A 6,694-nucleotide genomic window follows, 5' to 3' on the forward strand; every position below is an offset into this window, starting at 1 on the left:
TTCTGTCTTATTTTGCTGTTTGAGTAAATTTGAGTAGATTTTTAGAAGCGGTAATCTCAGAAGACCAATTTATCATTGGTTCAGCTCCTCTAACTCAGAATCAGCATTTTATCTATGAATTTTCTGCCGATAGTTATAGCGGGCAACCCGAGGGATTATTATGGTTTGACAGTAATGGTAGTCAGCCTGGAGGTACAATTACTAATATTGCGCGTTTACTAGATTTTCCTGATTTAAATGCTGATCGTCTCCTGATTATCTGAGATACCTATCTCATCTCTTAACTTGCACCTTTCTAAATACTTACTGAGTCAAGAAGCGGTTAAAAGTCGTGCAACCCAACACATAACAGGAGGAGAAAATAAGTAGATTGTTGGGTTTCGTTGACTCAACCCAACCTACTAAATTCGCGCCTTCTTCATTTTTCTTCAGTGTCAACCAATTTTTAAGCGTTGAGCATTAATTCTTTAACTCATTACTCATTGCTCATTACTTCAAAACTCCAAAACTCCAAAACTCCAAGACGTCTTGACTTCTTACTCATTACTTCAAAACTCATTATTCATCCACAAGTATAGCAATGAGCGTTGTAGTGTTAACAATATTTATATTTACAGATCCCCCCTTCCCCCCGCAAACTCGGGGGGCTTTTCATGATAACTGTAAACATCTATTTGGTCATTGCTATAACTTTGGGTAAAGATGCAAGATCTGAGTAGTCGTCGGTTCGCCTTTCCTCCCCGCACTAAAGTTACACCAATTACGGCGAAAATAGTCGGAAACAAGACCAAGAACCAGAACAATACCACCAATGGCGGTTAAGATCGTGTTAAATTCCGTCATTCTTCTTCCTTAATCGGTTTATCTCGATTTTCTGCCCATTTCTCAGCCTGTGCCGTGGCCATGGCGATCGCTCTTCCTTCTTCATACCTTTATCGAGGAGGGAATTAGCAATCTCAATGGTCTTATTTCTAACTTCTGGATTAAAGTTTTTCAGAGAATGGGGATAGTTATAGCAAGCTCGCCAATAGATGTTGACAAAAATGATGAAAAGCCCCCCTTAGTAAGGGGGGTTGGGGGGATCTGTAAATATAAATATTGTTAACAGTACAACGCTCATTGCTATATTAGATGACCAAGGCATTATTCATTATTATTCGTTTTTTTTCTCAATATAGCTAGACAATTCAGCCTTGTTATCCCTCTTTAGATTTACTTTGAGACTTATGTTTCTTTTTTTTATTTAAGATTTACAATCCCATGCTTCTAAATTACTACCTTGAATATGCGTAATATGTTTTTTATAATTTAAGTATGTTATGGTATTGGATAACTTTTTTCAAGATAAAGTCTAATTAATTGAGCATGGGATAAAGGCTTTTGCAAATTATGGACATCTCCATTTGTCTCATAATCTAATAGGATAACTGTTTGTTTTTTCGCCATTTCTTCTAATGAGTTTACCAACTCCTGCAATTGATTCTCTAAAACCCATTGATAAGTAGGAAGATAAATCTGATAACGAGCTTCTAAATATCCTAATAGTTTCTCTCCTTTAATTCCTAAACGATGTCCTAAGCATTTGCCATTTTTTCTAGTACTACGCTTAATTCCTTTCATATCTTTTATCTTCATTTTCGATAAATCCACCGAAGCTTTTTCAAACACTTTTAATCCTTGCCAAATTCCCTCGACTGTTTCACTAAAGTATCCTGGAGAATTAGGAACTGGTATTTGACCATGAGGATAGAATGGACTAAATTTAACCCAAGGTTCTTGACCTTTTGAGGTCACATCAATAATAGTCGCTTCTAGAAAATCTTTTTTGATGTTATCTAATTTACGACGATGATTTTGAATAATAATAGGCATTTTAAAATTATGAAATCTAGTAATAGTTTACTTTTACAGATAAAAGTCAGTAGCCAAAGGCTTGCAAAGATTCTTGAAAAGGGTTTCCTTCTAATTCTTTAATTATTGTTAACATTTCTTGAGCAATATTTTGAATTTCTTTTTGAGCATATTGACTATTTCTGAGCTTTTGAAAGTGCATGAAACTGCGGAAATTAAACATAACATCAAAGTCTAATTGCTTATTATAATTTAAAAAATATCTGGCTGTTTCTTTAGCTCTTTTTCGTCCTAACTTTTCCGTTAATTCTTCACAGGCTAGATGATATAATTTATGGCCTAAGCTTGTATATGTATTCATTAATTCTTGCCAGTCATTAGCTTCAGTGAATATTGATTGTAGTTCAGAGGGGAGATTAGTTTTATTTACTGGTAAATCTTGCCAATCCTCTGGTAAATACCACTTATCTTCTAACTCTTTATAACGGGCTGACTCACTATTAATACTAACAGCAATTCTGTGTTTAATTAAATGAATATGACTGGCTATATCCCCTCTAACTTGGAAATGTAAACAGCTTTTTTCAAAAGGTGTATGATGTTCATGTTCAGCTAAGAATTTGAGTAATTTAGCAGAACTTTTTTGTTTATTTTTAATGGTTTCTGTGTAGAGAATATCGATACGGTCTTTTACTGTATCTGGTAAACTAATACCTAAATCTAGGTTAGTGGATTGCCATGCAGATAAACAGTGCGTGCGATCGCTCCCATAGTAACCTAGTAGAGTTACCTGATTTTGATGTTTTTGGTCAGTCATGAGGATATTTAAATTTTTTTATAAGTAGCATTAAATATATAGATTTACACTTTTGGTAAAGTTACTCCTGAACCTTGATTTTGATATTTCCCACTTCTATCTTTATAGGTTGTTTGACAAGCTTCACCTTCAAAAAACAGTAATTGGACTACTCCTTCGTTAGCGTAGATTTTCACATCAGCGCTAGAAGCATTAGAAAATTCTAGGGTAACACTTTGTCCCTCCCAGGAGGCTTCTAGGGGAGTAATATTAGCAATCACCCCTACACGTGCGTAAGTAGACTTTCCTAAGCATATTGCAGTCACATTAGCAGGCATTTTAATACTTTCTAAGGAGGCGCCTAATCCGTAACTATTGGCAGGAATGATAAAATAAGCAGAACCATCAGGATTATAATGCAGTTCAGCGGCTTCTAAATTTTTGGGATTAAAGTTTTTTGGGTCTACTACAGTTCCAGGAATATGTCTAAATATTCTAAAATCATGGGGTGATAATCTCAAGTCGTAACCATAGGATCCTAAACCCCAACTCAAAATAGGTAATTGTTCGCCAGTTTCGAGAGTCAATCTTCTCACTGATTTTGTTTCAAAAGGCTGTATCATACCTTGTTTAGCTTGTTCTATAATCCATTTATCATTTTTCAACATATACAACCTTCCCCTAAACACAGCCTTTTATTTTACTATAAATATTAATTGTTTGTTGCTAAGGTTTGTAGATTTTACTATTATATATCAAGTATACTATAGTGTCTCAATCGAAAATATTAATTAATTTAGCCTTCTTATTGTCTCAACCTACAGGCATAACTAACTATGCCCTTAATTTACTACCCTATTTACAAAAATTGCAGCCTACCTTGTTAATAGGTAAAGCCAAACCTGGTTATGATTGTCAATTAATTCCCGACAATTTAACACCAGAACAAGGGAAAATAGGCCATCTAAGACGTTTGCTGTGGACAGAGTCTAGCTTACCCTCTATTTATGATCATCAACAAGCATCATTAATATTTTCTCCGATACCTGAAGCCCCAATATTTAGTAACTGTAACTATATAGTTATGGTTCATGATTTAATTCCCCTACGCTTTCAGCGATTAACTTCACCATTAACTCCCTACTTTCGCTATTATGTTCCCCAAGTTGTCAATAAAGCAAAGCATATTATTTGTAATTCTCTAGCCACTGCTAGAGATTTAACTGAGTTTTTCGGTGTACCCGCTAAGAAAATAACCCCCATATATTTAGCTTATGACTCTAATCATTTTCAGCCTAGGGAAACTAACAAGAAGGTTGATATACCCTATTTTTTATATTTAGGACGTCACGATCCCCATAAAAACCTCTCTCGTATTCTTCAAGCCTTTGCTATGATAGCGCCTAAATGTGAACAACAACTATGGTTAGCAGGACCTGAAGATGGCCGTTATACCCCTAAATTAGCACAATTAGGGGTTGCTTTAGGGATAAATGAGCGTCTTAGGTTTCTTAATTATGTTTCCTATCAAGATTTACCCCAGTTACTAACTCAAGCCACAGCATTAGTTTATCCTAGTCTTTGGGAAGGGTTCGGTTTACCAATTCTAGAAGCTATGGCTTGTTCTACACCAGTAATTACTTCTAATCTTGCTTCCCTAAAAGAAGTAGCAGGAGATGCCGCTTGGTTAGTAAATCCTTATAGAGTGGAGAGTATAGCAGAGGCTATGGAGAATGTAGCTACAAATCAGCAAGTGCGATCGCGTTTATCCCAATTAGGTTTACTCCAAGCTAGTCGATTTAGTTGGCAAAAAACAGGAGAAGAGACAAAGACCATCTTGAGTAAGTATTCTTAAATTTATTCATAAGTATCTAAATCAATAGCCTTAGAACCACCAGCTTGAATTTGTGATAATACTATAGTTAATTGATACCAAATCAGCCAGCCAATCAAAGCGGTAATTGGTAGAGAGATTACAGCAGAAACTAAGAGTTTGACACCAAACAATCCTAAACCACCAGTAAGAAATAATAAAGTACCACTGCAAATCCCTAAAAAAGGTATAAATATATCTAGTGTTTCTCGAAAAGTTGATTTTTCTCCGATAGTAGTTTGAGATAGATTAATAGCCTTTTGTTTGAGGGAAGCTTCAAAGGCAACTCCAGAAGTTATAGCAGCAAACAGACCAAAAACCACTAACAAGTAAGGTGACTGAGGGATATAGTACATTGAAATAATTAGTAAAAAAAAAGAGTTCAGGTTTAATCATACACTGAACTCTGCTTACTCATCTTTTAAAAATTATTAATCTCTGCCATTGATAGCAATCAATAGACGCAGGATGAAGATAAAGAGATTGATGTAAGTCAAATACATAGACAAAGAGGCTGACAGGTATTGATCATCTCTGTAAGTTCTAGGTAAAACGTAAAAATCTACTACAGCTACACCAGCGAATAAGACGACACCTATACCAGAAATAGCCACTTCTAACCAACTAGGAGTATAAATCCCAAACAGACTAAATAGTAATTGACCTACTAAAACTACCAAAAGGGCAATTACCCCTAACTGTACAGTTTTAGTTAAAGCCATACCATCTTCCTCAGAGAGGTTAGAACCCACAGAACGAGCTACTATGAATGTAATACCACATCCTAAGGCAGCGATTCCTATTCCTTGGGGTCCCACTCCTTGAGTGCGTAAAGCTAAAAAGACAATTCCACTCAGGGTAAATCCTGAAAGCAGACTATAGAGACCAAGAAGAGGCAAAGCAACGCTATTGTTACCTTTTTCTGCGATACCGCGAACTACAAAAAATAGAACAATTTCAGCGATCATTGCGCCAATAAAAGTCGGGAAAAATGCTGGCGATCCGATCATACCCAAACCGCCGTAAGTTCCAACTGCTGTTAAGACAAGTCCACCACCTAAATAGGGTAGGGCATTAGCAATAACATTAGGTCCAATAATGGAACTACCTTTAGCTTCTCTTATCGCATTACGAAAATTACTAGTGTTACTCATACTCTTAATAAATCGATGACAAATGAACTAATACACTTTAATTTTAGCGCAGTTAAATAAATAACTTTGCAACTTTGGTACGGTTATAACCGCTTCTAAAAATCTACTCAAATTTCTAACTCAAACAGCAAAATAAGACAGAAAAAAGTCAGCGGTATATATGATTGCCATGTAAAGTGTTTTTATTCCTTGCTAATTACTCGGTACTCTACACTAGATATGTAGACTCAATAACTAGCTTGACCTTACATGCCCAGTTAGGGTACACTTCCATACGATAAAAGGTATTCCTATTTATGTATCCAAGTTCAGCTTTCAATAGTTTATTTAGTTTATAATACACGCGCCATAGATGTGCCCTATCCTTCACAGATAAAGCAGTCTTGATGGTCTGCGGTAATCTTTCACTTAATCTCATCCCTCTTCTACCAATAACGATAGCTGCCGCTACACCACTATTCAATCCGTACATTCTCATGTATTTAACCATTCCAATCAAAGAAGTGTATTGAGAAGCTACTTTTTTTATTTCTACACCTCTATTAGCGGCAATAGAGGCTAAAATCTTAAAAAACGAGTTATATCCCCAACTACTCAACATCCGACTATATTTCTTGTTAGTCTCTCTTAAAGATTGTTTTTTACGAGAAAAGTCTAATTTTTCGTGAACAATTGGCTTTCTCGTTTTTAGGGATAAATCCACTAGAAATAATGATGCTTTGACAAATTGCGCTTGTGTCTTACCTTTACTAGAATTACTTTGTAATGAAATAGACCCATGTTTAACTAAATTACCATCAAAATCTAACTCAGACCAATCAATAGATGATGGATTTAAGTCTAGACTAATTACTCCTAAATTGGTAGTATTGGTCTTCTTGATAATTGGGATGGGAGTGAATTGTACACAAGCATTCCACTTATTATTTTTTTGATAAAAATGCCAACTTAAGGCCCCAGTACTAGGTAATCTATTTATATTTCTCTCAAAATTTCCTAATTTAGTTGTTACGTATAATC

General features: G+C 35.4%; 7 protein-coding genes and 1 pseudogene. 2 read left to right on the forward strand and 6 right to left on the reverse strand.

Annotated elements, in window-relative coordinates; genetic code table 11:
• The first annotated feature begins 29 nt into the window (after nt 1-29).
• A complete protein-coding gene (locus tag MW688_RS19935; RefSeq protein WP_486737762.1) occupies nt 30-263 on the forward strand; it encodes a hypothetical protein in 234 nt (77 codons plus the stop codon).
• 1,054 nt (nt 264-1,317) lie between these two features.
• On the opposite strand, the gene MW688_RS19940 is transcribed toward MW688_RS19935, so the two are convergent.
• Genes MW688_RS19940 through dcd form a run of 3 tightly spaced genes read right to left on the reverse strand, consistent with a single transcriptional unit; the run spans nt 1,318 to nt 3,315 of the window.
• Nucleotides 1,318-1,872 carry a DUF6939 family protein gene (locus MW688_RS19940; protein ID WP_486737763.1) on the reverse strand — a complete coding sequence of 185 codons (555 nt, stop codon included), beginning with the start codon at nt 1,870-1,872 and terminating at the stop codon, nt 1,318-1,320.
• A 46-nt stretch (nt 1,873-1,918) separates the two neighbouring features.
• A complete protein-coding gene (gene thyX, locus MW688_RS19945; protein WP_486737764.1) occupies nt 1,919-2,668 on the reverse strand; it encodes an FAD-dependent thymidylate synthase in 750 nt (249 codons plus the stop codon).
• Between the two features lie 44 nt (nt 2,669-2,712).
• Nucleotides 2,713-3,315, reverse strand: a complete 603-nt coding sequence (gene dcd / locus MW688_RS19950) for a dCTP deaminase (protein ID WP_486737765.1) — start codon at nt 3,313-3,315, stop codon at nt 2,713-2,715.
• A 98-nt stretch (nt 3,316-3,413) separates the two neighbouring features.
• On the opposite strand from dcd, the gene MW688_RS19955 reads away from it, so the two are divergent.
• The gene (locus tag MW688_RS19955) at nt 3,414-4,502 is read left to right on the forward strand and encodes a glycosyltransferase family 4 protein (RefSeq protein WP_486737768.1); all 1,089 of its coding nucleotides are present in this window, start codon (nt 3,414-3,416) and stop codon (nt 4,500-4,502) included.
• Between the two features lie 2 nt (nt 4,503-4,504).
• On the opposite strand, the gene MW688_RS19960 is transcribed toward MW688_RS19955, so the two are convergent.
• The 3 genes and pseudogenes from MW688_RS19960 to MW688_RS19970 form a co-directional block, all read right to left on the reverse strand.
• Nucleotides 4,505-4,876: a hypothetical protein gene (locus MW688_RS19960; RefSeq protein ID WP_486737766.1), complete on the reverse strand. Its 372-nt coding sequence runs from the start codon at nt 4,874-4,876 to the stop codon at nt 4,505-4,507.
• A gap of 75 nt (nt 4,877-4,951) precedes the next feature.
• Nucleotides 4,952-5,674 carry a Bax inhibitor-1/YccA family protein gene (locus tag MW688_RS19965; protein ID WP_486737767.1) on the reverse strand — a complete coding sequence of 241 codons (723 nt, stop codon included), beginning with the start codon at nt 5,672-5,674 and terminating at the stop codon, nt 4,952-4,954.
• Nucleotides 5,675-5,882: 208 nt separating this feature from the next.
• Nucleotides 5,883-6,694 (reverse strand): annotated as a pseudogene (locus MW688_RS19970) (hypothetical protein); the annotation flags it as partial.

Source organism: Johannesbaptistia floridana (assembly GCF_057440575.1).

Bases quoted from the DNA above. Each gene is read 5' to 3' on its own strand.
- MW688_RS19940 (WP_486737763.1), bottom strand. From the start codon at position 1,872: ATGCCTATTATTATTCAAAATCATCGTCGTAAATTAGATAACATCAAA.
- thyX (WP_486737764.1), bottom strand. From the start codon at position 2,668: ATGACTGACCAAAAACATCAAAATCAGGTAACTCTACTAGGTTACTAT.
- dcd (WP_486737765.1), bottom strand. From the start codon at position 3,315: ATGTTGAAAAATGATAAATGGATTATAGAACAAGCTAAACAAGGTATG.
- MW688_RS19960 (WP_486737766.1), bottom strand. From the start codon at position 4,876: ATGTACTATATCCCTCAGTCACCTTACTTGTTAGTGGTTTTTGGTCTG.
- MW688_RS19965 (WP_486737767.1), bottom strand. From the start codon at position 5,674: ATGAGTAACACTAGTAATTTTCGTAATGCGATAAGAGAAGCTAAAGGT.